This window comes from Belliella calami, from assembly GCF_022549695.1.
Taxonomy (GTDB): Bacteria; Bacteroidota; Bacteroidia; order Cytophagales; family Cyclobacteriaceae; genus Belliella; species Belliella calami.
This window is the reverse complement of record NZ_JAKZGS010000012.1, coordinates 62,108-86,627: the sequence shown is the minus strand read 5'-3', so window position 1 is coordinate 86,627 and position 24,520 is coordinate 62,108. Positions and strand designations below refer to the sequence as shown.

The window sequence follows — 24,520 nt, the reverse complement described above, 5'->3', positions numbered from 1 at the left end:
TCATTTTTTATGTGTTTTTGTCAAATCATCTGATCTATCCAAAACAAAGCCCACTATCAATTCAACCAGTTGATTTGCTATGGGTATATCGGGATTATTGTATGTAGCCAAATTTGCTTGTTTATCTCCTTCCACTATTTTGAAAATATGGTTCATATTCTCAATAAGAACCAATTGTGCATCAGGATTCGCCTTTGAAAGATCTTGTCCATCTTCCACAGTCACTTGGATATCATTTGTTCCTTGGATTATCATTGTCGGAATATGAAGTGCACTTATCTCCTCCTGAGGATCATATTTAAACCATGAAATCATATAAGGTTGAACACTTGGTCTAAACAATGAATAAAGCATGGGATTTACATTTTCCACTGTTTTCCCCATTTTCAAACTATCAATAACCGGAAAGGATATATCTTGAACTTCTTTTGGCTGTGCACTCAATTGTCCTTTTATCAATTTATCTGCAGACTGTCCTGCTCCAGCGATGGAAATAAACCTATTTGCATTTGTTGCCGCTATCATTCCAATCAATGATCCCTCACTATGTCCAATAACCACTATTTCTGAAAACCTCCCATCTTGCTTTAGCAATGATATCCATTCTTGTACATCATTGATATAGTCATCAAACCGAAGATCTTCCTCACTTTTTCCTGCTAGTTTACTTTCTGCAATCCCCCTCTTGTCATATCTCAAAGTTGCTATGCCGTTTTTGGATAAAGCATGGGCAAGCATTTTCAAGGAATTATTTTTCATCATGGGATTATTCCCATCCCTGTCTGTCGGTCCAGATCCAGCTATAATCAAAGCAACAGGAACATTTTCAATTTTTTCAGGGCTTGTCAAAGTCCCGAAAATTTCTCCCGTTTTAGTTTGCAATGTGATTTTTGTTTCTACAAAAACCGTATCTTCTTTATTGGCAGCCCACAGAGAAGTGGAAAATAGGAACAAGACTAAAAGTGAGATTGATTTTTTCATACTAATTGATGTTTAAAATGAGTATTTTAGACAGATAAGTTAAAACCACCATGGAGAAAATCATGACGATAATAAATGACAAGATTAGTTTAGTCCCTTTCAAATTTGCAGAAACTTTGAAAGCATTATACATTAGCATCACCATCCAAATGGTAAATACCAGAGAAATAAACAACAAGAATACAGCTATCGATTTCTGGATTATTGTAATTTCAATAGGTTCACCATAGCTCATAAATGTCCAAAGCAAATACTTCCCAAACAGATCCAAAGACTCTGAAAAATTAATAAATGAAACAAAAAAATAGGGAAACCTTGCCAATGCTTGTGTGCCAAAAATATCCAGCATTCGGATTTTTGATTTTGACAAAATCATAGCCATAAGGTGGAACAAAATAGAAACTACAAACCAATTTATGAAATTTTGAGCGATAGAGCTCAAAATAGATAAATCAACACCCATTTTAACTGAAATAATATCCGGGAAATAGGTCTTACTAAAATACGCCACAATAGAGGTCCCAAATATGGTAAGCAAGCCAAGAACTAGCGATTTTGAACCTGCAACATATATAAAAGGGTTGGTTAACTTTTTAAACATCTTGCTCTAGTTTGTCGATTTTATAGATTAAATCATCCAACATATTCCTAACAGTTGGATAGCTCAGGTTAAGTTTGGACGCCATGATTTTTAGACTTCCACTACATCTTATGAAATCCAAAACAAAATCCAACTCAGTCTTTTCCAACCTTAATAGCACAGGTAAATTGAATTGACCAGTTATTGTTGTTTCGCAGCTATCGCAATGGAGACTTTTGACCTTCAAACCAGAACTGCAACTAGGACAAATTATCGGTAACTTTTTATTCATTTATTTAAAACTAAGAAATCAAATATAATACAATTATTAAATATTATTCAAATAAATTGAAATAACATTAAACTAAAAATAAACAAAACATAAAACTTTATTCAATAAATTAAGTTTAACAATGATAAACAAGAACAGTTTTTCTGATAGAAAAAATATTGAAAATAGAAAGTGAAAATAGAAATTTCAACCATGAGATGCCCAAAGAACATCACCAATTTCCCCAACAATGAAAAAAGATATCTTTACATATAATGTGGACATCCATAATTTCTTGATAGTAAAAATGTCTGCCCTACAATGTTTTGCGAAATGTATGAATAAACCTTAGAGTCCTTCGAATTTGTAAATTATATTTTTTGAAACATCCCCATCTTCCACATTCAACTCTGAATAGACAAGGCTGAGTATTTCTTTTACTTGTAAATACACTTCATAACTTACCTCCTTTGATGCAATGAGCACTATCCCCTTTTCATTTGGGTCGATTTGTAGAAATTGATGAGCCTTTTGTTTCAATTGATCAAAGCTAACGTAACTACCATCAATCGTTATTCGGTTGGTATCATCTAAAAAAACTTCCATGATCTCAGAAAAATCAGCCAAACTCTTATTTGCCTCAACAAAATCCATTATAGAGCCTGTTTGGGATATTGTATAAAAAGCAATAAGCGATGATATTTTATAAAACTCAAGATCAAAATCTTCATCAAGCAGGTTATCTAGAATTCTTTGCGCTACTATTCCAGGTGTTATCTCATCGTTATTATTCTGAACTATTACTTCAGCGGCATGCAAGTGTCTATCTGTAAGTTTGCCAAAGCCTTCAGGATCGAGAGCCTTATAGTAGCACTTCGAATAAATCTTAAAGCCTAATTTATCAAGAATCTGGAAATCTCTATCAATGTTAAAATATAGGTCATTGTCCATGGCTATTTGCTTTAAGACCTCAATATAGCTACTCCCACTTTTGTCTTTCAAAAGACCCTTTTTCACAAAGTAGTCTTCAAGTTCTTTAAGTTCCTCACGGAGTTGGATAGCTTGTTTATCTGAGACATTACTTTCACAGTAAGCAATATTTTCCTGGACAAAGTATGGATATTCTTGAGAGAGAAGGTCCAAATTCACAACTAGTGAAATGATAAAAAGAAGAAAACCCTGTTTCATTGATACTAGAATTCGATCATTTAACAAATTAAAAACATTATTAAAATTTACTTAAATCTAATTAGAATTTCTTAAAACATATATTTCAACTCGTTATCATTTGCCTATTCTGAAAAGTTATTGATCAACCCACTCTACGTCTAGCTGATCCAAAACAGAGTTCAAATCTGCAAGAGAACTTTCATCGATGATCTTCACTGAGATCTTCATATTCTCCTGTGCTGTTTTGAGAATATATTTATCTTTCCCATAACTGATAAAATTGATCGCATCGAGTTTCATTTCCTTGCCGAAGAGAAGCCAGTTTTGCTTAATCAACCCATTCTCAATGTTTAAGTATTGTTTCTTTTTTTGGTTGAGGTACAAAATAAAATAAAGTCCAGAAAGCACTGTCGATGCAATACCAAGCAGCATTCGATCAAATACCAACATATTCAAAAGCCCAAATCCCAGCCACATTATCCCAAAAAATAGATTGAGCTTTACTTCGTTCTTTTTGTAGTATATAGTCATAGTATCGATTTGAGTTTATTTGATATTCAGAATTTTACTTTTAATGTAATTCCAATTTTACTCAGTTTCATTGAGGGTGATTGAAGTAAAATGATTCAACTTGTGGTCGGCGGGCCTGCATTCGTAGTCGTTCATTTCCAGCCTACTCCTAACTTCTTAAAGATACTAAACTTTCTATTTACTCGGAACTGTCCGCCTACCTGCGGTAAGCAAGCTGTATCCAAGGTGAAGTTGGCTTCAGCCTATAATTGTAATTTTCAAGTCATCTTTAGTTCCAAATTGTCGGTCAGAACCTGCAGATGTCAGTTCGATAGATTGGTCTCCTTTATTAGAAAGTCTGTAAGGAGTTCCCCAATAATCTTCGCTCCAATCTTTTCTTAAAGGATTCTTACCAATGAGTTCCTCAATAGAATCTGGAAAATCCTTGGTGTCCTTTTTATACTTCTTTATAGACGTTTTTATCTCTGTCATTTCTTTTTCAGTTCTCTTTTGACTCATTGGAAAGCTGTTGCTAAAAAACATAACTATTCCAAAGATTCCGACTATTAGGAGTCCAAAAAAGACGAAAATATCACTCGGAAGGATCCAACCTGCGAACCATGGTAAGTTCTTTCCTTTTTTTCTTCTATATCGATACCAAATACAAAGAATCAAAAGGTTCAAAATGAGAATTAGTGCGTACCTCATTTTTTAATTGATATCAAAAGGATTCTGCTTGGAGACGGCGGTCCTGCATTCGGAGTTGTTCATTTCCAGCCTACTCCTAACTTTTTTAAGATACTGAACTTTCAATTTACTCGGAACAGCCTGCTGAACCTAATGTGATGTTACAGCCAGTAGTTCCTTACTTCCAATAATAGCTCCATCTAACCCGAAAGGTTTGGTCTCCAAAGAAAAGATTTAGCTTTGATTTGATTTTTTCATCCTCCCAAATCGCTTCTCTAAAGTAAACTTCTACTCCATTTTGATTTATGCTTTTTTCTAATTCCTTATCTTCAATCATAGGTAAGGAAAGCAATGCAATTAAATCTTCTTTTATTTTTTGATAGGCTGAATCATACTGAGTTAACTTATTACTTTCCGATTTCCATAAATTTTGTTTTGCTTGGTAACTACCAAATAGGTCGTGCTCCCAATTATAGCTTACGTATTGAACAATGGAATCTTCACGCGTAAAAAAATATTCCGCATACAATGGGATAAATTCCCCTTCTCTTTTTACAATTAATGGAAGTTCTATATCAAGTTCATCAACTTTTGGAAATACGGTTGAAGAAAGAAAAACTTTTTGTTCAATAATTTGGGTGTTATAATTTAATGATTTTTCAAACTTAAGGACTTCATCTATTTTAGATTGATTGATCCAAAAATTATTTTGATTTGGTTTAAAATCACAACCTAGGATTGCAATAAAGATTATGGCTAAAAGTAATTTTTCTAGTGTCTGCATTTTTTCCTATTGGCTGTAATATTTTGGCGCTTGGCGAAGGTGGCGATTTATACCACCAAACTTCATTCGAGCACTGAACTTCAAATTTAGTAAAAACTGTCATACGAAGCACTTAACCGCTACTTTTGCCAAACACCTATTATGGCACGTTTTCATTTTCACAGTCTTTTCCAAATAGGCAAATTATTCGTCCCTTAAATGTTGTCGTGTCGATGTTGTTTTTCAGACAGTCTATAAATTTCAGAAACTCTCTATTTGAATAAGGATAAGCACCGTTTAACCAATACATTTTATAGTCAGAAGCAATTACATAATCACTAATTGGGCTTAATCTCCACTTCTGATAGTCGTCACTGTCAGGAGCATTTATAGAGTCGTTCATAGTCTTTTCAAGTTTTGAAATCACTTTTTCCAAATGCTCTTTATTCCTATATTCTGCTTCGACTAAATATATCCTAAGTTGTTTTTTTGTATTTGGAACGTAAAGATGATGCCTCACTATTCTTTCAGAAGTGTCTTGATATAATTGCCAAAAAATCCCGTGTCCTTTTGTAAAAGTTTCAGGATTGTCTGTCCTGAAGTCGAAAATGTCAGTATCTAATTCAAAGAAATAATTTTCACCCTTTAAAGATTTCAATAAAGAATCTGATCCTTTCTTAAATCTCCCAATGTCAATTCCGGTATTTTTTGTTTTAGTTGTCTCTTCTTTTGTCAAAGTGTCGTTTGAATCTTGCTTTATTTCAATTGGATGTTCATCATTTTGTTCTCCTTTGTTATCAACACAACCAAAGAGTAAAAAGCAAGTTATTATGTTGAATATCGTCTTCATTTTAAATGTGCCATAACTGTTTGCGTATATGGTTTGTGGCGAGCATTCGGAACCGTTCTCTTCCAGTCTACTCCTAACTTCTTAAAGGTACTAAACTTTCAATTTACTCGGAACCGCCCGCCGTCTTCCAAGGTGATGTTAGAGTGCGTTATTCCTTTCGAATGCTCACAGGAATGTTAACCCAATTCTTTTATTCAATCCTTGTTCAAAAATTCGGATCAAAGTTGACAACTGAATATTTCCTTTACCATTTTCAAGCTTTGAGATATAACTTTTCTTTGTTCCGGCCTTTTCTGCCAATTGCTCTTGAGTCAGGTTAGCTTCCTTTCTAGCATCTTTCAGCATTTCGCTGATGATGAACATCTGGGAATTCTCTTCATACTTGTTCCTGCTTTCACTTCCAATTTTTCCATGTTCCAATTCAATCAATTCATCGAATGTTTTGACTTTGCTATAATCCTTCATAAGCCTATTTCTTTGTTTGAAAATATTCCTTCATTAATCTTTCTGCCTTCTCAATTTCATTCTTTGGGGTCTTTTGGGTCTTCTTTTGAAAACCATTGAAGAGCACCACCAGCCTTCCTTCATCAAAGCAACAGAAAATTCAATAAATGTTTGATTGAAATTCTACTCTTATTTCAAATAACCCTTCAGTTCCTTCCAGATGTTTGAGAAACTTCTCTGGTACCCTATCCACTTGCTTTATCAGCTCAAATACGTATTGAATCTTACTTTTAACCTTATCATTCTGGTTTTGATAAAATTCAATAAAGTGGTTTTCATAAAAAATTATCTTCCTCAACATATCCATAAAGTTATCTCAAATGATAACATTTTCCAAAAGTATGGCTTCTTTTAATACACTTCAATCGGGTCAGACGAGGGAATTGCACCCCCTCCTTCCCACAGAACTCCCGTAATCGGGACAGGCTGTGCGTGAGACTCTCATCCGCCGCGGCGGACTCTTCATGTTTGCAAATCGCTTCGGTTCTAATTTACCTAAGGTTGAACCAATTTCCAATGTTCAAACAGGTTTGGGGTAGATTTGTATTGTGGCTTTAGCCATCTGACTGCCCCCATTTGTATAGCCCCTTCTCCCATTTTACCCACTTGAGCAAGCGGTGGTTAAGTTGGTTCCATACTTCACGTATGGATTCTCCTCTAAACTTATGATAGTAATTGAGCAGTCCCCTGATGACAGGATTCAAACGATTAATATCTGTCACACCATTTTTAAACAAAAGTCTTTAACATGCATTCGATTGATTCCCTTGTATGTTGATATTTCAGTCAATTCATCCATTGTAACAACATATTTTGGAAAGTTATCCGATATTTCCAGTAAATTTCCGTATTCTCGTTCTATTGTTCCCTCATTTGTCAACATGTAAGCAACTTGAACATAAATTTTTTCTCCAGCTTTTTGTGCGATAAAATCAATTTCTTTATTCCCCTCTTGCCCAACAGTTACAGAATATCCTGCCATTCGTAAGTGTAGATAAACAACGTTTTCCAATATTTTATGAATATCACTTGTCTTATATCCAACAATTGCATTACGAATACCAATATCCTCAAAGAAATACTTTTCACCTATTTCAAATATTTTTTTTCCCTCTATTCCTGTTCGTTTTACTTTGAAAATCAAAAATGATGACTCAAGATACCCAAGATAGTCGATAACAACTTGAGGTGATATGTTTACTTTTTGAGATTTTAGATAATCACTGATTTTCTTAGAGGATACTATACTTCCAATATTATCTGCTAGGAATTCAACCAAATTTTCTAAAAACTTTACATTTCTAATTTTAAATCGTGTAACAACATCTTTGAGCAATATGGTATTATAAATGCTTGTTAAATACTCATATGCAACTTGTATTTCAGTATTTAAATTAATTAGGTATGGTAATCCTCCGAATTTTAGATAGGTTTGAAATGTTGCAACTGAATCCTGCAAATTATAAAACACCAGAAACTCAGTATAGCTTAAACCAAATACTTTAATTTCAATATATCTACCACTTAAAAATGTAGCGAGTTCGCTTGAAAGTAAATTAGCATTACTTCCCGTGCAATAGATATCGTAATTACCTCTCGTTGCAAGGTCTCTTAATGTTATCTCGAATGATTCAATATCTTGTATTTCATCAATAAATAGTGCTACATTGCCGTTCCCCTTTACATTTTCTTTCAAATAGAGAAAGAGGTCATCTGAATTTGTTATTTTCGAGAATTCATGTTGCTCTTTATTGATATAAATTATTTGAGTATCAGGGCTTTGTTTTTTAATAAGGTCTCTCAATTGCATTAACAGATAGCTTTTCCCAACTCTCCGCTGTCCAATTAATACCTTTATCAATGATTTACCAATAAATGGTTTTAATCTATCAATGTAAAGTGGTCTTTCGATGTATTTAGCCATTTCATCTATATCTTAAACTTTATACAAATATAGTTAATTTTTCAATCATATTTGAATGTTTCAATAAATAGCGATATTTCTTAAATCATAATTGAAGAATTTATGAAAAATCCAACATTCTTCAATTATAGATATTGTGGGTTTTAAGCTTGTTGACAACGGGATTCAGCTTGGAGATGGCAGGCATGTTGACTTCAGGCGGGCATTCGAAGCCGTTCTCTTCCAACCTACTCCAAACTTCTTAAAGACACTAACCTTTCTAATTTCTCGGAAACGCTCGGCTACAGCAGACTGTATCCATGGTGATGTTGTGGGCTTTATTCCTTATTAAGAGACTTTCAAATCGATTAAAAACTCTCTGAAGTATAAAATAATTTCCTTCGAAGAGACCATTCTCAATTTTAATTATTTCATGGTCTGGGTATTTTGGTCACAGTTTAATGAACTATCCCCTCTAATCATCTAAAAAAATAAAACATTTCGAAGAAATGAAAAACAAAAAAAACCGAGCATCTCTACCCGGTTTTTAATTTTATTCTGTGAAATTCCTCCTTCTGATTTCCTCCTTCATCCTTTCATTTTATTCTCCCTGTGCCAAGCTATATGCTCTTACACCATCGAAGGAATAGAGATTTTCTGTTTTGATAAAGTCAAAGCCTAACTTGGCAACTTGATCCATCAAGTCCAAAATCTGTGCGTGGCTGACTGGAGACTGACCTGCATTTTGGAACCTGCATCTCCAATGATCTGTGCAGAAAGTTTCACGCATTCCGCCTGGGAATACCTTTACTCCCCTGTTGGTGATCAATGTCAATTTCAGTCCATCAGCATCTGCCTGTCTGAGTTTTTCACCGATGGCATTTGGGTCTCTACCGTCTTCATCCCAATCTACAAACACATCCACACCGATCAATTCTTTCTTGGACTTGGTTACTGGAGATAGTTTGATGTTCATTGGCTCAGTAGCTGATTTATCAAATACTGTTGGAATCATATTCACTGGTTTCTGTCCCAATCTTTCTATAATTGCCTGGGCAAACTCCTGCGTACCGACTTTTTTGGATGACAATCCTTCCTGATAAATATCCCCCGTATGGATCCCATCTTCCAAAGTTCTCATCCATGCATTGGCGATTTTCTCTGCCACATCAGGTTGACCAATATGTACCAACATCATCACGGCACCGTTCAGCAATCCAGACGGGTTAGCCATGTCCATGCCTGCAATATCAGGTGCAGATCCATGGATCGCCTCAAACATCGCCACTTCTTCACCGACATTTGCCGATCCTCCAAGACCGACTGAGCCAGTCACTTGTGCTGCAATATCAGAAATGATATCACCATAGAGATTCAAAGTTACGATCACATCAAAAGTCTGTGGTCTTTCTGCGATCAATGCGGATCCGATATCGATGATCTTATGATCTGTCTGGATATTTGGATATTCTTTGGCAATCTCATCAAAAGTCTTGTGGAAAAGCCCATCAGCCAGTTTCATGATATTGTCTTTGGTCATACAGGTCACTTTCTTTCTGCCATATTTCTTGGCGTACTCAAACGCGTATCTGATGATTTTCTCAGAACCTGGTCTTGAGATCAATTTCAAACTTTGCACTACCTCTTGGGTTTGTCGATGCTCTATCCCTGCATAAAGATCTTCTTCATTCTCTCGAATGATCACCAAATCTGTTTCGGGATAATGTGTTTTGATATAAGGTGAGTAAGCTTTGCAAGGCCTAACATTCGCAAAAAGACCAAAGGAAGTCCTTGTAGTCACGTTCAGACTCTTAAACCCTCCACCTTGTGGTGTTGTTATTGGAGATTTTAAAAATATTTTTGTCTCTTTCAAGGATTCAAATGCACCAGGCTCCATTCCTGAGCTAATTCCTTTTAAATATACCTGCTCGCCAATTTCAATGACATCGTATTCCAATTGAGCACCGGCCGCTTCTAAGATATTCAGCGTGGCTTTCATGATTTCGGGACCGATTCCATCGCCATAGGCTACGGTAATTTTTCTTTTTGATGACATATATATTATATTTTGTTGAAAATTCTTATTGTGACAAAAATAGGAAAAAATGGTGGAAGGGAATGGTCAAACCTATTATAAATTAGCAGAATATCCAACAATTTGGAAGCACTCACTCTTACCAAAATTTCTTCTTGGAGTTTTGCATCTATGTATTTTCCCGACAATTGCTTGGGGAATGCTTGCACTACTTGTATATTTGACGCTTAACATTCACCAATAACACATGGCTGAAACACTAAATATTCTTTCTGAAGAAAAGGAAGGTATTCTCTATCTTACAGTTAACAGAGAATCCAAGCTGAATGCACTGAATTTTGCTACCCTGGAAGAGATCAGGAATATTTTTAACGAGGTCGTTGATAACAAAGAAATCAAAGGCGTAATCATCACCGGGTCTGGAGAAAAAGCTTTCATAGCAGGTGCAGACATAAGTGAAATCGCAGAACTTAACGAGCTGAATGCCAGAAAATTTGCAGAAAATGGCCAGGAAGTTTTCGGCTTGATCGAAAACTGCCACAAACCAGTGATAGCAGTAGTCAATGGTTTTGCCTTAGGAGGCGGCTGTGAACTGGCAATGGCATGCCATATGAGAGTGGCAGTAGCAAATGCTAAATTTGGGCAACCTGAAGTAAACTTAGGCATCATCCCAGGATATGGAGGCACCCAACGCTTGACTTACCTTATAGGAAGAGGAAAAGCAAATGAGTTGATGATGACAGGAGATATGATTGGTGCAGAGGAAGCAAAAAAGCTTGGTCTTGTCAATCATGTACTCGCTACCAAAGATGAATCTATGGCAAAAGCCGAAGAAATTCTAAAGAAAATAATGACCAAAGCACCTTTGGCAATCGGCATGATTGTAGATTGTGTGAACTCGGTCTATATTCCAGAAGAAAATGGCTATCAAACTGAAGCCAACAGCTTCGCAAGATGTGTCAAATCCGGAGATTACAAAGAAGGGACTTCTGCTTTCTTGGAAAAAAGAAAACCAATATTCAAAGGGGAGTGATTCCCCTTTACTTTTTTTGAAGGATGAGCCAACTGAAAAAACTTGCCGGGCAAACGGCTATCTATGGAATCAGTAGCATTCTTGGAAGAACGATAAATTTTTTCCTTATACCCCTTTACATTGTCTATCTAGACAAAGATGCAATGGGATCATTTACGAATATTTATGCGTTCATTGCGTTTTTCAATGTGGTATTCACTTATGGAATGGAAACTACTTTTTTCAGATTCTATACCGGAAAGGGTCTAGATCAAAAAAAAGTCTATTCACAGATCCAATCTCTTTTGCTCGTCAGCTCATTGTTTTTGGGTTCAATGATTTATTTCAGTTCAGAACAATTGAGTATTTGGTTAAACTACCCTGAGAAAGCTTACCTTTTCAAATGGGTGGCTGGAATTTTGGTTATAGATGCCATCTTAGCAATACCTTATGCCAAATTACGGGTAGAAAACAAACCACTGAAATTTGCCCTTTCCAAACTCGGAAACATCATAATTAATGTTGCACTTAATATCCTTTTGATTGCTGTCAGTTACCACATTTGGAAAGGGGATTATTTAACAGGGCTTCAAAGTTCAATAGGTGCTCTTTATCAACCCACCTGGGGGATAGAATACATTTTGATTTCCAACTTGATCGCAAATGCCTTGATGATTCCAGTTTTATTCTACTTTAGTGGGTTTTTCGCTTTCAGAATTGAAAGGGAATTTATCAAACCAATGTGGAAATATGCCATCCCACTTTTCTTTATGGGTTTGGCCGGCGTTACCAATGAAGTGTTTTCAAGATCGATTTTTGAATTTGTCATTCCTGAAGATTTTTATCCAGAATTGACCCCACGGGAAGCTGGTGGTATTTTCGGAGCTAATTTCAAACTTGCTATCTTTATGAGCTTGATTATCCAAGCATTCAAGTTTGCCGCTGAGCCTTTCTTCTTCAATCAGTCAGAAGACAAAAACAGCCCTAAATTATTTGCAAGGGTGATGCATGCATTTATCATATTCTGCTGCCTTCTGATGATTACTGTCTCTGTCAACCTAGATCTTTTGGGGAAATTCATATTGGTCAAAAATGAATATATGGAAGTAATGTACATAGTTCCTGTTCTTCTTTTGGGATATTTATTTTTGGGAATATATTTCAATCTCAGCATTTGGTTCAAACTCACCGACCAGACCAAATACAGTTTCTATTTCACTTTGATTGGAGCAATCGTGACAATCATCGTCATAATGGTTTTGGTTCCCAAAATCGGGTATATGGGAGCAGCGCTAAGCACCATTTCATGCTATTTTATCATGTCAGCCCTTTGCTATAGTTATGGTCAAAGATATTTTCCAATACCTTACCAGTTGGGAAAAGGTCTTTCCTACATCCTACTTGCTGCTTGTCTAAGTTATGCTGGTTTCTTCTTAGAGACAGATAACCAAATTTTTCAATTTATACTCAAAAATCTGATGGTCATTCCTTTTGTTATCCTAATTTTGCTTTTTGAAAGAAAGGAAATCAAAACGATATTACTCAAAAGAAATTCAAAATAGAGCCATGAAAGTAAAAGTCATCAACCAATCGAAGCATTCACTTCCCGAATACCAAACACCACATTCAGCAGGACTTGATCTCAGGGCAAATATTGAAGAAGATATTGTTTTGGCTCCTTTGGAAAGGAAACTTATCGGAACTGGCTTATTTTTGGAATTGCCAGAAGGATACGAAGCACAGATTCGTCCAAGATCTGGATTGGCGTTCAAACATGGCTTGACTGTATTGAATAGCCCTGGCACGATCGATGCCGATTATCGGGGTGAGATCAAAGTTCTATTGGTAAATTTATCTAATGAAAACTTTACAATAGTTGATGGTGAGCGAATTGCCCAGATGGTAGTCGCCAAGCATGAACATATAAGCTGGCAAAATGCAGAATCGCTCTCCGACACAGAAAGAGGAAGTGGTGGATATGGAAGTACAGGCAAATCTTAGTAGTTTGAAGAACAAATTGCACCATTTTAGCTTATTTTCCGTTATTGGATTTGATAGATTGCCGGAGTGAATAAAAGGCATTATGTTTGCACCAGAAATGTAAATCTGTCATTAGCAAGACCTATTCATTACCAAAAAGTTACGAAATGAATTTCCTTTTTCCTGACTTTCTTAAGCCACATTAATTCAAATAAAGTGAATTTATTTAAATCTATCTATCTCTTTCTAATTCTTGGCTGTATCACGCTGCACCAAGTCTCTGCCCAACAAAAACTTTCAAAAAAAGAAAGAAAACAGGCTATTGAAGAGACAAAAGCAACAAGACTTTTTATAGAAGGGCAGAAATTTCTGATGCTTGAGGACTATGACAAATCATATTTCTATTTCCAAAAAGCCAGAGAAATCGCTCCGAACGAGCCAGCTATAAGTTTTAAGATAGCAGAAATCTACCTAAAGGCCAACAAAGTTGATGATGCTTTGGAGTATGGATTGATGGCTGTAGAAGCTGATCCAGAAAACAAATACTACAATCTGATGATGGCTGAGGTATATTCCAAAAAAAACCAGCCCATCAAAGCTGCGGAAATTCTGGAAAGCTTGATGGAAAATTCTGATGAAAATCAAAACTACATTCTCGAATTGGCTTCATTATACCTAGGAGCAAACGAATACGACAAAGCACTTGATGCACTGGATCGTGCAGAAGAGTATTATGGGGTTGTAGAGCAACTCGTTGTTCAAAAGCAAAGAATTTATTTAAGAAAAAACAACCTTCCAAAAGCAATTGAAGAAGGAGAAAAGCTGATAAATGCACACCCTGGCAATTCTCAATACGTATTGGGCTTGGTGGAAATCCTATTCAACAACGGAAGGACCAAAGAAGCAATCGCAGCCATAGAAAAATCCCTAGAGGCTTATCCAAATCAACCTGATCTACAGATGGGTGCATATGCCCTTTACAAAGATTTAGGTGAATTTGAAATCGCAGAAGCATTGATTTTAGATGCTTTTGCTAATCCAGATTTGGATGGAATGGTAAAAGCGCAAGCTTTCTCTGACATCCTCCAAGAGATCAAAACTGAAAAAAGAGATCAACTTCTGGACAAATTAGAAGTCTTTATGCTTGAAAACAACCCCAAAGACTCTAATGTACTCACTGTAGTAGGCGACAGAAGATTGTTCAATGAAAAAAAAGAAGAGGCACTATCATTCTATAAAAAGTCCGCTGAAATAAACCCTGACAATCCACAAGTATTGCAAGGAATCATTACGATAATGTTTGAAACAGGCGGAGATTTTTCTGAGATAGAAAAATACACAATCATTGCTGTTGATGAATTTCCTGAAAGGGCTGAATTTTGGTATTTTGACGGCACTACAAAGACCGCATTGAAAAAATGGGAAGAGGCTAAGGAGTCATTGAAAAAATCCCAAGAAGTAAACAAAGGCAAAAACAAACAACTAGACCTGCTTGTCTATGGCCAAATAGGCGACGTCTACCACAGTCTCGACCAAAAAGATGAAGCTTATGAAGCTTATGAAAAAGTCCTGAAAGAAAGACCTAATGACGAACATGTGCTGAATAATTATGCCTATTTCCTTTCCTTAGCAAAAAAAGACCTTGACAAGGCTCGTTCGATGTCGGAAAAACTTGTCAAAAATTTCCCAGACAACCCCACATATCTTGATACGCATGCATGGGTTCTTTTCCAACTAGAGGATTATCAAAATGCTAAAACCTATATGGAAAAAGCCCTGAAATTTGAAGATTCACCAAGTGGAATTATGCTGGAGCACTATGGCGATATTTTATACCACTTAGGGAATAAAAGTGAAGCATTGAGCTTTTGGAAAAAAGCAGAAGGAGGCGAAGAGACGACAGATGTATTAATCAAAAAAATCAAGGACCAGAAATATTATGAATAGGGTGTTTTTAGGAAGTTTTTTACTTCTTTTACTTGTCGCATCAGGCTGTGCCAAAAAGCCCAATCTTTACGTTTCTGACGAAGTCATGCAAGAATTTGAACCAGCATATTTTGACTTCAACTATCTAAGTGCAAAAGCGAGGATAGTGATCGAAGACCAAAATGGCAAAACAACAAGAGGTTCATTGAATATTCGAGCAAAAAAAGACAGCGTGATTTGGTTCAGTGTCACCCCTGGACTTGGTATTGAAGCTTTGAGAGGTATGATCACTGCGGATAAAATCAGGGTAAAAGACCGAATCAACGGAGAGGATGTGAATATGAGTTATGCCGAATTCGAAGATAGATTTGGTCTAAATCTTTCTTTATCAATTTTCCAAAACCTACTTTACGCCAACATACCTCAAGAATTTAGCTACCGAGATCGGCTATTGAGAATTGGCAAATTCTTTGAATTGACCCAAACAAGAGGGATCATTAGATACCATACAAAAATCGGAACTACCCATGGAAAAGTTGAGGAACTGTCGGTTACTTCTATGGACGATAAAGGAGCCTTATTGGCCAATTACCCAACATTTCAGGATGTAAATACACAACCATTTCCCAATGCGTCCCTTTTCAAGACTTCATTTTACATAGATGGTCAGATACAAAACTCTATCATACATATAGATATCTCTTCCATAAGCGTTACAGATACACCAATCAGTTTTCCTTTTCAGTTTTAATTGATGAAAAAAATATTTTATATACTTTTCTTTTTTATTGGACTCTGCGCTTTTCAAGCAAACAAAGGTTTCGCGCAAACTGCAAAATCTAGGGCACAACTTGAAAAGGAAAAGGAAGAGGTTCAGAAAAAACTATTGGAATTCGACAAAATCTTAAAGCAAACAGCAGAATCAAAAAAAACAACAATAGGTCAACTCAATGTTGTAAACAAGCAACTTGAGACCCGTGTGACATACATCAGGACATTGAGCAGAGAAGTAAGTTTGATCAATAATGAAATTTCAGATACTGAGAAAAGGATCAAGTCATTGGAAAATGACTTGGAAAACCTCAAAGAAGAATATTCTCAAATGGTCTATACTTCCTCAAAGCTGAACCAGGGCCTGACCATGACCACATTTATTTTTAGCTCTAGCACTTTCAAGCAATTCTACATGAGGTTAAAATATCTCAAACAATATACAGATGCCAGAAAAAAACAAGTAGAACAAATTGAGATTGTCACAAAAGATTTAGCAGACCAAAGGGTTCGACTTGAAAACAAAAAAATCGAGAAACAGCAGGTTATCAATCAAGAAGAGCAACAAAGGAAACAACTTGCCAAAGCTAAAAATGAACAACAAAGTATTGTAAGCACGCTTACAAAGCAAGAAGTTGACTTGAGAAAGAAAATTGCGCAAGCTAAAAAACAACAAGAAAATCTCAATAACCTGATCAAAAGAGCGATTGAGGATGAGATAAGAAAAGCAGAGGCTGAAGCCAAAAAATCAAACTCGAAAACTACCAAATCATCTGGATCTAGTATTCCGATGACTCCAGAAGCAGCCGCATTGTCAAATTCATTTGCTGGAAATAAGGGTAAATTACCATGGCCGGTAGCCACAGGATTTGTATCCAAAAAATTTGGAACCCATCCCCACCCTACACTCAAAGGTATTGTCGAAGACAATGATGGTGTTGACATTCAAACAACCCCAAACTCCAGCGTAAGATCAGTATTCGATGGTGAAGTAATCAAAATAGGTACCATTCCAGGTTACGGAGGCACCATCGTAGTCAAACATGGGGAATATTACACCATGTATAGCAAACTTAAAGTAGTGTCAGTCAAAACTGGGGACAAAGTAAAAGCCAAACAGGTGCTGGGGCAAGTTTATACCAATAAAGATGGGATTGCTGAAGTACACTTTGAGACTTGGAAGGGACTACAACCAATGAACCCATCATCTTGGCTTGCGGGACAATAGAAATTATTTATTCGTATATTTATAAAAAAAGAAGAATAACAGCACACTAATCCTTTGTGTTAGCGTACGACTGTTATATCTTTGTATCAAATTCAAAATCTAAATTAAAAGATCATGACAGCATTAGGTTTTATCGGAGGAATGAGTCCAGGATCTATGATTCTAATAATCTTGGTAATTGTATTGTTCTTCGGTGCCAAAAGAATCCCTGAATTAGCAAGAGGGTTGGGCAGAGGAATCAGAGAATTCAAGGACGCTACAAAAGAGATCCAGAACGACCTTGAAGACGGGTTGAAGGATGACAAAAAGAAGAAAGACTAAAAAAATCAAACATTGGAAAAATTCCTTTCATTTGACGAAATAAAAAAGTCGCTAGAAAACAAACATACTGATTGTACAGCGATCGTAAATTATTATCTCAACAACATCCAAACGAAGGCGCACTTAAACGCCTTCGTTGAAGTTTATACAGATTCTGCATTAGAACAAGCAGCCAAGGTTGACGAGAAAATCAATTCCGGCAACACTGGTCGATTGGCAGGAATGGTGATTGGGATCAAAGATGTCCTTTGCTACAAAGGTCATGAGTCCAACGCTTCCAGCAAAATCCTTGAAGGTTTTGAATCCCAATTTACAGCAACAGCTGTACAGAGGCTTATAGATGAAGATGCCATTATCATTGGAAGATTGAATTGCGATGAATTCGGTATGGGTAGTTCCAATGAGAATTCCGTACACGGAAAAGTCTTGAACGCAGCTGACGAAAACCGTGTACCAGGAGGTTCTTCCGGTGGATCGGCAGTAGCAGTTCAAGCTAATCTTTGTACAGTTTCATTGGGGACTGACACGGGTGGATCGGTAAGGCAACCTGCAGCATTCACGGGAATCGTTGGGATCAAACCAACCTATTCAAGAGTTTCGAGATGGGGATTGATCGCATATGCTTCTTCATTTGATACCATAGGTATTTTCTCTAGGAATGTCCCAGACAATGCCTTGGTCATGGAAATAATGGCAGGATCTGATGATTTTGACAGTACAGTATCTAAAAAACCCGTTCCACATTACAGTGAATTACTGCACTTTGAAAAAAGGGTGAAGATTGCATTTTTAAAGGAATCCATAGAATCACCAGCTTTACAACCAGAAATCAAAGAAAATACTTTGACTGTATTGGAAAGATTGAAAAATGAAGGACATCAAGTAGATGAAGTCAATTTTCCACTTTTGAAATATATTCTGCCTACCTATTATATCCTGACTACTGCAGAAGCCAGTTCGAATTTATCAAGATTTGATGGAGTGAAGTATGGTTATAGAACGCCAAATGCACATAATTTGGAGAGTATGTACAAACTTACCCGTTCTGAAGGATTTGGTGATGAAGTCAAAAGAAGAATTATGCTAGGCACATTTGTACTGAGTGCAAGCTATTATGATGCTTATTTTACCAAAGCCCAAAAAGTCCGTAGATTGATAAAAGAATTTACTGAGGATTTATTGAATAAATATGACTATATTATTATGCCAACTACACCATCTACAGCGTTTAAGTTTGGAGAACATAGTAATGATCCCGTAGCGATGTATCTTGAAGATCTTTTCACGGTACAAGCATCAGTTTCTGGGGTCCCTGCAATTTCAATCCCAAATGGATTTGACAAGAGTGGATTGCCAATTGGCCTTCAAATCATGGCTAATTCTTTCAAAGAAGCCGAGCTCTACGCATTTGCAAACTATTTGTCTACAACGAACAATAAACAATAAATCCCTGACCATGAAAAATCTGATTTCCTCCATCTCCCTTACTATGTTAATGGTTTTGTCTGGTAATTCTATTCTTTATGGTCAGGATTTTTTTCAATTCTATACTGAAGAAGAAGAAAGCATCTCGCCAAATTATTCATTCGACTATATCCCTGATTTTACTTACGATCAAGTAGCTCAGAGAATCAAGGAAATGGATACAGAAATGCCTTTTGAACTCAATGATAGAATCTTTTCTTTTATCAATTACTTTGCTGTAAGAAATAGGGACTATGCCAAAATGGTATTGGAAAGACAAGCTACTTTTTTCCCACTTTTTGAGCAAACCCTTGCACATCACAATATGCCAGACGATGTAAAGTTTTTAGCAATCATAGAATCTGGATTAAATCCAAAAGCCAAATCAAGAGTCGGAGCCATGGGTCTTTGGCAATTTATGCCTGCTACAGGCAGGATGTATAACCTGCAGGCAAATCGTGACATTGATGACAGAATGGATCCGGAGCTTTCTACAGATGCTGCTGCAAAATACCTCAAATCCCTATACAAAATGTTTGGAAACTGGGAATTGGCATTGGCTGCTTATAATTGTGGCCCTGGAAATGTCAGAAAAGCAATTAGAAGATCCGGTGGTAAACAAACTTTTTGGGGAGTGTATGACCACCTGCCAAGAGAAACCAGGAGTTATGTCCCGCAGTTTCAGGCAATGATGTATATATTGAGATATGCTGAAGAGCACAATCTGTTTTTGGAAGAGCCTACCTATCCTATTGCGTACAAAAAAATCCAGTTTAACCAAGAAGTAGATTTGGATCAGCTTGCCCAGATTTCGGGATTGTGCATTGAAGACCTCGAGCAGTTGAATCCGTCTATATTGAATAGGATGATACCAAGTTCACACAAACATATTGCGCTAAAAGTACCTGCTTCCAAAGTCGATTTTATAGCTCAAAACCAACAGGAGTTCAAAAAGGCAGTAGCCTTGACAGATGAAAGAGTAATGGAAATCAGGGCTTCTGAAAGCTCACAAAATCTAGCTGGAAAAACTTCAGCAAATACCAACCCTGAATCGCTGCTTACATATAGAGTTAAATCAGGAGATGTTTTGGGGAGCATAGCTCAAAGACATGGCACCTCGGTTACCAACATCAAAAGCTGGAATAACCTCCGATCCAATACCATAAGAGTTGGACAAACATTGAAGATATACTCCAACAAATCAGTTCAAAACACAACTTTAGCAGAAAACACTACAGACCTCCAAAATGGATCAAAGCTATATACAGTACAACCTGGAGATTCCTTGTGGTTGATCACAAAAAAGTTGAACGGTGTTACCATTGATCAAATCAAGAAATTGAATAACCTAAATTCCAATCAGATCAAGCCCGGTCAAAAATTAATCATAGGATAAACTAATTTAATAGTGATTTTATTTTTCTTTCTTTAACTAATCATTAAATTAGGCCTAAACAATAATCATAAAGCCATGAAATCATTCAATAAACTACTTTCCATAGTTTTAATCGTACTTTCTATCATAGCATTTGGGGCATGTGATGAAAATTCCGAAAACTCAAATTCAAAAAAACCTAAAGCCAGAGGAGCGATAGGGGAAATCATTCTAGCTATAGATTCCACAAAATGGCAAGGCCCTGTTGGTGATGCATTGCAGGCTGTTTTCTTGGAAGATGTAAAAGGACTTATCAGAGATGAGCCTATGTTTTCAATAAGGAGAATTGATCCTCGTGCGATGAATAGGATTTTTGAAACTGCCACCAATATAGTCTATGTCACTACTTTTGATGATCGCAAGGCAGGGAGTCAAAACATAAATGCCCTATTCAGCAAAGAAGCAAAAGAAAAGGCAAAAACAGACCCTTCCTTGTATTTGTTAAGAAATGAGGATGAATTTGCGGTTGGACAAGAACTGATATATTTATTTGGCAATAATGAAGAAGAATTAATCAAGAATTTAAACGCCAACAAGGGAAAGCTTCAAAACCTATTTCAGGTTCGGGAAAGAAAGAGACTCGAGAAAAATTTGTTGAATAGGAAAAGTGCATTGGCTAGAAATGCAGGAGAGAAATTAGGACTTACCATCAATGTGCCAGCTTCTTATCAAGTTGCGAAATCAGAAGATGATTTTTTGTGGCTAAGACAACCCACACCTAGACCAGACAGAGCTGACATCAGCCTGTTCTTTTATGAGACAGATTATTCTTCTGAAGAGCAGGTTTTCCCCGAAAATGTCATTAAACTTCGTGACCAGATTGCCCAAAAGCATCTTTATGGTGACCCAAACAACAGAGAATCCTTTTTGGTCATCGAAAAAGTAGATCCCACACCTGTATTTAATAACTTCAATATAAATGGTAACTTTGCCGTGGAAGTCCGAGGTGGATGGAAAACAAACAATATTTCAATGGGTGGTTCATTCCTTGCCTACGTGATTGTAGATTCGGAAAAAGGAAAACTCTACTACATGGAGGGTTTTGTATATTTTCCAAATAAAGAACATAGAGAAGCGATAAGAGAAATAGAAACCCTACTTCTAGCTACAAAGCTTCTTCCAAAATCAGGGGAAGCGAGCTAATTAACCTTAATAATTAACCTTTATGGCGATTAAAATCAGAAAAGAAGACGCTTTAAATTATCACACACAAGGAAAACCTGGAAAAATCGAGGTTATCCCTACCAAGCCCCTCTCAAGTCAACTTGACTTGGCATTGGCATACTCACCGGGAGTAGCAGAGCCATGCAAAGAAATAGAAGCAGATAAGGAGAATGTTTATAAATATACCGCCAAAGGTAATTTAGTCGCTGTAATTTCCAATGGAACAGCTGTATTGGGACTCGGGGATATTGGCCCTGAAGCATCCAAACCTGTCATGGAAGGAAAAGGTGTGCTTTTCAAAAAATTCGCCGGTATCGATGTGTTCGATATAGAAATTGATGAAAAAGATCCTAAAAAACTTATTCAAATCATCAAGTCTTTAGAACCAACTTTTGGAGGTATCAATTTAGAAGATATCAAAGCCCCAGAATGTTTTGAAATAGAAACGACTCTCAAGAAAGAAATGAAAATCCCTGTCATGCATGATGATCAGCATGGCACAGCTATAATCTCAGGGGCAGCATTACTGAACGCTCTTGAGGTAGTAGACAAAAAGATTGAAGAGATCAAATTAGTTGTAAATGGTGCTGGTGCATCTGCGGTATCTTGCACTAGATTCTATATGAGTCTCGGAGTCAAGCGTGAAAATATCGTCATGTGTGACAAAGAGGGTGCTATCCGAATGGACAGGCCGGATTTAGACTCGATCAAGCAAGAATTTGCAACAGCTAGAGATATAAATACTTTGACAGAAGCTCTATCTGGTGCGGATGTATTCCTTGGCTTATCGGCAGGGAATATTGTCTCTGGAGATCAAATCAAAGTAATGGCACCAAACCCTATTGTTTTTGCCCTTGCCAATCCTGATCCTGAAATCCCCTATGATGTAGCTATGGCAGCTCGTGAAGATTTGATCATGGCAACGGGAAGATCAGATTATCCAAACCAAGTAAACAACGTACTAGGTTTTCCATATATTTTCAGAGGAGCATTGGATGTCAGAGCGACTTCCATCAACGAAGCTATGAAGCTGGCCGCGGCAAAAGCGATCGCCAAGCTAGCAAAAGAACCCGTTCCTGAAATTGTAAACAAAGCTTACGGGGACAATAAATTGGCATTTGGGCCAACATATTTGATTCCAAAGCCTTTTGACCCAAGGTTGATCACCACCATCGCTCCTGCCGTCGCAAAAGCCGCTATGGAGTCAGGTGTTGCCAAAACAATGATAACAGATTGGGATGCCTACGAACTTGAACTTCAGGAGAGAATTGGCATTGATCAAAGATTGATGTCTAGAGTCATTTCGAGGGCCAAAAAAGATCCAAAACGTGTAGTATTTGCAGAAGCTGACAATATCAAAATATTGAAAGCAGCTCAAATGATTCGTGATGAAAAAATCGCCATCCCAATTTTGTTGGGTAACGAAGAAAAGATCATGGAAATGATCGAAGAAAACAAGCTTGATCTCAATGGAGTAACTATCATTGACACTTATAAAAATATTGAAAAGCTTAACGCATACGGCGAAGTTCTATTCAAAAAACGTCAGAGAAAAGGTGTGACTTCGAAAGAAGCTGTTAGACTGATGCGAGACAGAAACTATTTCGGTGCCATGATGGTCGAGTTAGGTGAAGCTGACGCATTGATCTCAGGTCTTACAAAAGATTATCCAAAGACAATCCTTCCCTCACTTCATGTAATCGGTGTAAAACCAGGAACAGAAAGAGTTGCTGGGATGTATATCATGAACACTGACAAAGGCCCATATTTCTTTGCCGACACGACAGTGAATTTAAATCCAACAGCGGAAGAATTGGTGGAGATAATTGGTTTGACAGCCAATGGCGTCAAGTTCTTTGATATTGAACCAAGAGTAGCAGTTCTTTCTTACTCAAATTTCGGTTCGGCAAAAGGTGAAACAGCATCTAAGACAGCCAAGGCAACTACTATTGCCAAAGCTAAATATCCTGAATTGATCATCGAAGGGGAAATGCAAGCAAACGTTGCATTGAACGAGGAAATCCAAAAAGAAAACTATCCATTCAGCGCTCTTATAGGAAAAAAAGCAAATACTTTGATCTTTCCTGATTTGAGTTCTGGAAATATCGCTTACAAATTGCTTTCTGAAATCGGAAATGCTGAAGCAATTGGACCTGTTCTTTTGGGAATGAATAAACCTGTTCATATATTACAGCTTGGAAGCTCGATCAGAGAAATTGTCAATATGGTGGCGATTGCTGTGGTAGATGCACAAACAAAAAGCTAAAATATGATCGCATATCTAAAAGGCAAATTGGTCTTCAAAGACCCAACTTTTGTAATAATTGATATTTCGGGTATAGGGTATCACGTAAAGATATCCCTTCAGACCTATTCAAAAATCAAAGATGAGGAGCAAGTTATGCTCCTCACTTTTTTACACATCAAAGAAGATGCTCACACACTTTATGGCTTCAAAGAAGAGGCAGAAAAAAAACTTTTCTTAAATTTAATTTCAATTAGCGGAGTGGGTCCAAACACGGGGTTGATGATCTTGTCTTCACTCAGCTCTGAAGAACTTGAAACTGCTATTATACAAGAAGATTATAAAACAATCCAGAATGTAAAAGGTGTAGGTGTGAAAACTGCACAAAGAATAGTTTTAGAATTGAAGGATAAAGTCAAAAAAGACTCAACACTAGATATTTCTACCAACAATTCAGGTTTTTTACATCAAAACAATAAAGTGAAAGAAGAGGCGTTACAGGCACTGATGACTCTTGGATTTCCGAAAAACACGGCAGAAAAAAATATTGCCACAATTTTAAAAAAAACAGGGACAGAAATTTCATTAGAAGATTTAATTAAAGCATCTTTAAAGTCCACATAATCCTTTAATTGATAAAAAATTGAACTTTTGCTTTAGCTATTTTTTACACCTAAAAAGTGTTCGTTTACTTCCCCCAGCAATTATTCTTTTATTGTT

General features: G+C 36.7%; 25 protein-coding genes and 1 pseudogene. 12 read left to right on the top strand and 14 right to left on the bottom strand.

Features of this window, described 5'->3' with window-relative positions; genetic code table 11:
* The 14 genes and pseudogenes from MM236_RS14000 to MM236_RS13935 all read right to left on the bottom strand — a co-directional run bounded on the left by MM236_RS14000 (window position 1) and on the right by MM236_RS13935 (window position 10,463).
* Window positions 1–981 carry an alpha/beta hydrolase gene (locus MM236_RS14000; RefSeq protein ID WP_241275613.1) on the bottom strand — a complete coding sequence of 327 codons (981 nt, stop codon included), beginning with the start codon at window positions 979–981 and terminating at the stop codon, window positions 1–3.
* 1 nt (window position 982) lies between these two features.
* Entirely contained in the window at window positions 983–1,582 is a 600-nt protein-coding gene (locus MM236_RS13995; RefSeq protein ID WP_241275612.1) for a hypothetical protein, read from the bottom strand.
* The gene (locus MM236_RS13990) at window positions 1,575–1,853 is read right to left on the bottom strand and encodes a DUF2089 family protein (protein WP_241275611.1); all 279 of its coding nucleotides are present in this window, start codon (window positions 1,851–1,853) and stop codon (window positions 1,575–1,577) included. Before MM236_RS13990 ends, MM236_RS13995 begins: the two co-directional genes overlap by 8 nt.
* Window positions 1,854–2,180: 327 nt before the next feature.
* On the bottom strand, window positions 2,181–3,020 hold the full coding sequence (locus MM236_RS13985; RefSeq protein ID WP_241275610.1) for an ExbD/TolR family protein: 840 nt from the start codon (window positions 3,018–3,020) through the stop codon (window positions 2,181–2,183).
* Between the two features lie 117 nt (window positions 3,021–3,137).
* Window positions 3,138–3,533 carry a hypothetical protein gene (locus tag MM236_RS13980; RefSeq protein ID WP_241275609.1) on the bottom strand — a complete coding sequence of 132 codons (396 nt, stop codon included), beginning with the start codon at window positions 3,531–3,533 and terminating at the stop codon, window positions 3,138–3,140.
* Between the two features lie 237 nt (window positions 3,534–3,770).
* Window positions 3,771–4,220 carry a type II secretion system protein GspG gene (locus MM236_RS13975; protein ID WP_241275608.1) on the bottom strand — a complete coding sequence of 150 codons (450 nt, stop codon included), beginning with the start codon at window positions 4,218–4,220 and terminating at the stop codon, window positions 3,771–3,773.
* A gap of 157 nt (window positions 4,221–4,377) precedes the next feature.
* On the bottom strand, window positions 4,378–4,983 hold the full coding sequence (locus MM236_RS13970; protein WP_241275607.1) for a hypothetical protein: 606 nt from the start codon (window positions 4,981–4,983) through the stop codon (window positions 4,378–4,380).
* A gap of 139 nt (window positions 4,984–5,122) precedes the next feature.
* On the bottom strand, window positions 5,123–5,698 hold the full coding sequence (locus MM236_RS13965) for a hypothetical protein (protein ID WP_241275606.1): 576 nt from the start codon (window positions 5,696–5,698) through the stop codon (window positions 5,123–5,125).
* Between the two features lie 279 nt (window positions 5,699–5,977).
* A complete protein-coding gene (locus tag MM236_RS13960; RefSeq protein ID WP_241275605.1) occupies window positions 5,978–6,277 on the bottom strand; it encodes a helix-turn-helix domain-containing protein in 300 nt (99 codons plus the stop codon).
* A 4-nt stretch (window positions 6,278–6,281) separates the two neighbouring features.
* A pseudogene (locus MM236_RS13955) lies at window positions 6,282–6,617 on the bottom strand (type II toxin-antitoxin system RelE/ParE family toxin).
* A gap of 253 nt (window positions 6,618–6,870) precedes the next feature.
* Window positions 6,871–7,038: a group II intron maturase-specific domain-containing protein gene (locus MM236_RS13950; RefSeq protein WP_241275604.1), complete on the bottom strand. Its 168-nt coding sequence runs from the start codon at window positions 7,036–7,038 to the stop codon at window positions 6,871–6,873.
* Complete coding sequence (locus MM236_RS13945; protein ID WP_241275603.1) at window positions 7,035–8,240, bottom strand: ATP-binding protein; 1,206 nt, start codon at window positions 8,238–8,240, stop codon at window positions 7,035–7,037. The genes MM236_RS13950 and MM236_RS13945 overlap by 4 nt, the downstream gene beginning before the upstream one ends.
* Before the next feature lie 580 nt (window positions 8,241–8,820).
* Window positions 8,821–10,275 carry an NADP-dependent isocitrate dehydrogenase gene (locus MM236_RS13940; RefSeq protein ID WP_241275602.1) on the bottom strand — a complete coding sequence of 485 codons (1,455 nt, stop codon included), beginning with the start codon at window positions 10,273–10,275 and terminating at the stop codon, window positions 8,821–8,823.
* A 5-nt stretch (window positions 10,276–10,280) separates the two neighbouring features.
* Window positions 10,281–10,463: a hypothetical protein gene (locus MM236_RS13935; RefSeq protein WP_241275601.1), complete on the bottom strand. Its 183-nt coding sequence runs from the start codon at window positions 10,461–10,463 to the stop codon at window positions 10,281–10,283.
* Window positions 10,464–10,501: 38 nt separating this feature from the next.
* Between MM236_RS13935 and MM236_RS13930 the strand changes: the two genes are divergently transcribed.
* The 12 genes from MM236_RS13930 to ruvA all read left to right on the top strand — a co-directional run bounded on the left by MM236_RS13930 (window position 10,502) and on the right by ruvA (window position 24,424).
* On the top strand, window positions 10,502–11,287 hold the full coding sequence (locus tag MM236_RS13930; protein WP_241275600.1) for an enoyl-CoA hydratase/isomerase family protein: 786 nt from the start codon (window positions 10,502–10,504) through the stop codon (window positions 11,285–11,287).
* A 23-nt stretch (window positions 11,288–11,310) separates the two neighbouring features.
* Complete coding sequence (locus MM236_RS13925; RefSeq protein ID WP_241275599.1) at window positions 11,311–12,828, top strand: MATE family efflux transporter; 1,518 nt, start codon at window positions 11,311–11,313, stop codon at window positions 12,826–12,828.
* 4 nt (window positions 12,829–12,832) lie between these two features.
* Window positions 12,833–13,267, top strand: a complete 435-nt coding sequence (gene dut / locus MM236_RS13920) for a dUTP diphosphatase (protein ID WP_241275598.1) — start codon at window positions 12,833–12,835, stop codon at window positions 13,265–13,267.
* 195 nt (window positions 13,268–13,462) lie between these two features.
* The gene (locus MM236_RS13915) at window positions 13,463–15,193 is read left to right on the top strand and encodes a tetratricopeptide repeat protein (protein WP_241275597.1); all 1,731 of its coding nucleotides are present in this window, start codon (window positions 13,463–13,465) and stop codon (window positions 15,191–15,193) included.
* Window positions 15,186–15,923: a lipoprotein insertase outer membrane protein LolB1 gene (gene lolB1, locus MM236_RS13910; protein ID WP_241275596.1), complete on the top strand. Its 738-nt coding sequence runs from the start codon at window positions 15,186–15,188 to the stop codon at window positions 15,921–15,923. Before MM236_RS13915 ends, lolB1 begins: the two co-directional genes overlap by 8 nt.
* A 3-nt stretch (window positions 15,924–15,926) precedes the next feature.
* Window positions 15,927–17,171, top strand: a complete 1,245-nt coding sequence (locus MM236_RS13905; RefSeq protein WP_241275595.1) for a murein hydrolase activator EnvC family protein — start codon at window positions 15,927–15,929, stop codon at window positions 17,169–17,171.
* 114 nt (window positions 17,172–17,285) lie between these two features.
* Complete coding sequence (gene tatA, locus MM236_RS13900; protein ID WP_014770797.1) at window positions 17,286–17,492, top strand: twin-arginine translocase TatA/TatE family subunit; 207 nt, start codon at window positions 17,286–17,288, stop codon at window positions 17,490–17,492.
* A 12-nt stretch (window positions 17,493–17,504) separates the two neighbouring features.
* Entirely contained in the window at window positions 17,505–18,938 is a 1,434-nt protein-coding gene (gatA, locus tag MM236_RS13895; RefSeq protein WP_241275594.1) for an Asp-tRNA(Asn)/Glu-tRNA(Gln) amidotransferase subunit GatA, read from the top strand.
* A gap of 10 nt (window positions 18,939–18,948) precedes the next feature.
* Window positions 18,949–20,352, top strand: a complete 1,404-nt coding sequence (locus MM236_RS13890; protein ID WP_241275593.1) for a transglycosylase SLT domain-containing protein — start codon at window positions 18,949–18,951, stop codon at window positions 20,350–20,352.
* 75 nt (window positions 20,353–20,427) lie between these two features.
* The gene (locus tag MM236_RS13885) at window positions 20,428–21,534 is read left to right on the top strand and encodes a DUF4837 family protein (protein WP_241275592.1); all 1,107 of its coding nucleotides are present in this window, start codon (window positions 20,428–20,430) and stop codon (window positions 21,532–21,534) included.
* 22 nt (window positions 21,535–21,556) lie between these two features.
* Complete coding sequence (locus MM236_RS13880; protein ID WP_241275591.1) at window positions 21,557–23,821, top strand: NADP-dependent malic enzyme; 2,265 nt, start codon at window positions 21,557–21,559, stop codon at window positions 23,819–23,821.
* Window positions 23,822–23,824: 3 nt separating this feature from the next.
* The gene (gene ruvA / locus MM236_RS13875) at window positions 23,825–24,424 is read left to right on the top strand and encodes a Holliday junction branch migration protein RuvA (RefSeq protein WP_241275590.1); all 600 of its coding nucleotides are present in this window, start codon (window positions 23,825–23,827) and stop codon (window positions 24,422–24,424) included.
* Window positions 24,425–24,520 lie beyond the last annotated feature (96 nt).

Excerpts from the sequence above, each read along its gene's own strand:
- MM236_RS14000 (WP_241275613.1), bottom strand. The coding sequence starts at position 981 with ATGAAAAAATCAATCTCACTTTTAGTCTTGTTCCTATTTTCCACTTCT.
- MM236_RS13995 (WP_241275612.1), bottom strand. The coding sequence starts at position 1,582 with ATGTTTAAAAAGTTAACCAACCCTTTTATATATGTTGCAGGTTCAAAA.
- MM236_RS13990 (WP_241275611.1), bottom strand. The coding sequence starts at position 1,853 with ATGAATAAAAAGTTACCGATAATTTGTCCTAGTTGCAGTTCTGGTTTG.
- MM236_RS13985 (WP_241275610.1), bottom strand. The coding sequence starts at position 3,020 with ATGAAACAGGGTTTTCTTCTTTTTATCATTTCACTAGTTGTGAATTTG.
- MM236_RS13980 (WP_241275609.1), bottom strand. The coding sequence starts at position 3,533 with ATGACTATATACTACAAAAAGAACGAAGTAAAGCTCAATCTATTTTTT.
- MM236_RS13975 (WP_241275608.1), bottom strand. The coding sequence starts at position 4,220 with ATGAGGTACGCACTAATTCTCATTTTGAACCTTTTGATTCTTTGTATT.
- MM236_RS13970 (WP_241275607.1), bottom strand. The coding sequence starts at position 4,983 with ATGCAGACACTAGAAAAATTACTTTTAGCCATAATCTTTATTGCAATC.
- MM236_RS13960 (WP_241275605.1), bottom strand. The coding sequence starts at position 6,277 with ATGAAGGATTATAGCAAAGTCAAAACATTCGATGAATTGATTGAATTG.
- MM236_RS13945 (WP_241275603.1), bottom strand. The coding sequence starts at position 8,240 with ATGGCTAAATACATCGAAAGACCACTTTACATTGATAGATTAAAACCA.
- MM236_RS13940 (WP_241275602.1), bottom strand. The coding sequence starts at position 10,275 with ATGTCATCAAAAAGAAAAATTACCGTAGCCTATGGCGATGGAATCGGT.
- MM236_RS13930 (WP_241275600.1), top strand. The coding sequence starts at position 10,502 with ATGGCTGAAACACTAAATATTCTTTCTGAAGAAAAGGAAGGTATTCTC.
- MM236_RS13925 (WP_241275599.1), top strand. The coding sequence starts at position 11,311 with ATGAGCCAACTGAAAAAACTTGCCGGGCAAACGGCTATCTATGGAATC.
- dut (WP_241275598.1), top strand. The coding sequence starts at position 12,833 with ATGAAAGTAAAAGTCATCAACCAATCGAAGCATTCACTTCCCGAATAC.
- lolB1 (WP_241275596.1), top strand. The coding sequence starts at position 15,186 with ATGAATAGGGTGTTTTTAGGAAGTTTTTTACTTCTTTTACTTGTCGCA.
- MM236_RS13905 (WP_241275595.1), top strand. The coding sequence starts at position 15,927 with ATGAAAAAAATATTTTATATACTTTTCTTTTTTATTGGACTCTGCGCT.
- tatA (WP_014770797.1), top strand. The coding sequence starts at position 17,286 with ATGACAGCATTAGGTTTTATCGGAGGAATGAGTCCAGGATCTATGATT.
- MM236_RS13890 (WP_241275593.1), top strand. The coding sequence starts at position 18,949 with ATGAAAAATCTGATTTCCTCCATCTCCCTTACTATGTTAATGGTTTTG.
- MM236_RS13885 (WP_241275592.1), top strand. The coding sequence starts at position 20,428 with ATGAAATCATTCAATAAACTACTTTCCATAGTTTTAATCGTACTTTCT.
- MM236_RS13880 (WP_241275591.1), top strand. The coding sequence starts at position 21,557 with ATGGCGATTAAAATCAGAAAAGAAGACGCTTTAAATTATCACACACAA.
- ruvA (WP_241275590.1), top strand. The coding sequence starts at position 23,825 with ATGATCGCATATCTAAAAGGCAAATTGGTCTTCAAAGACCCAACTTTT.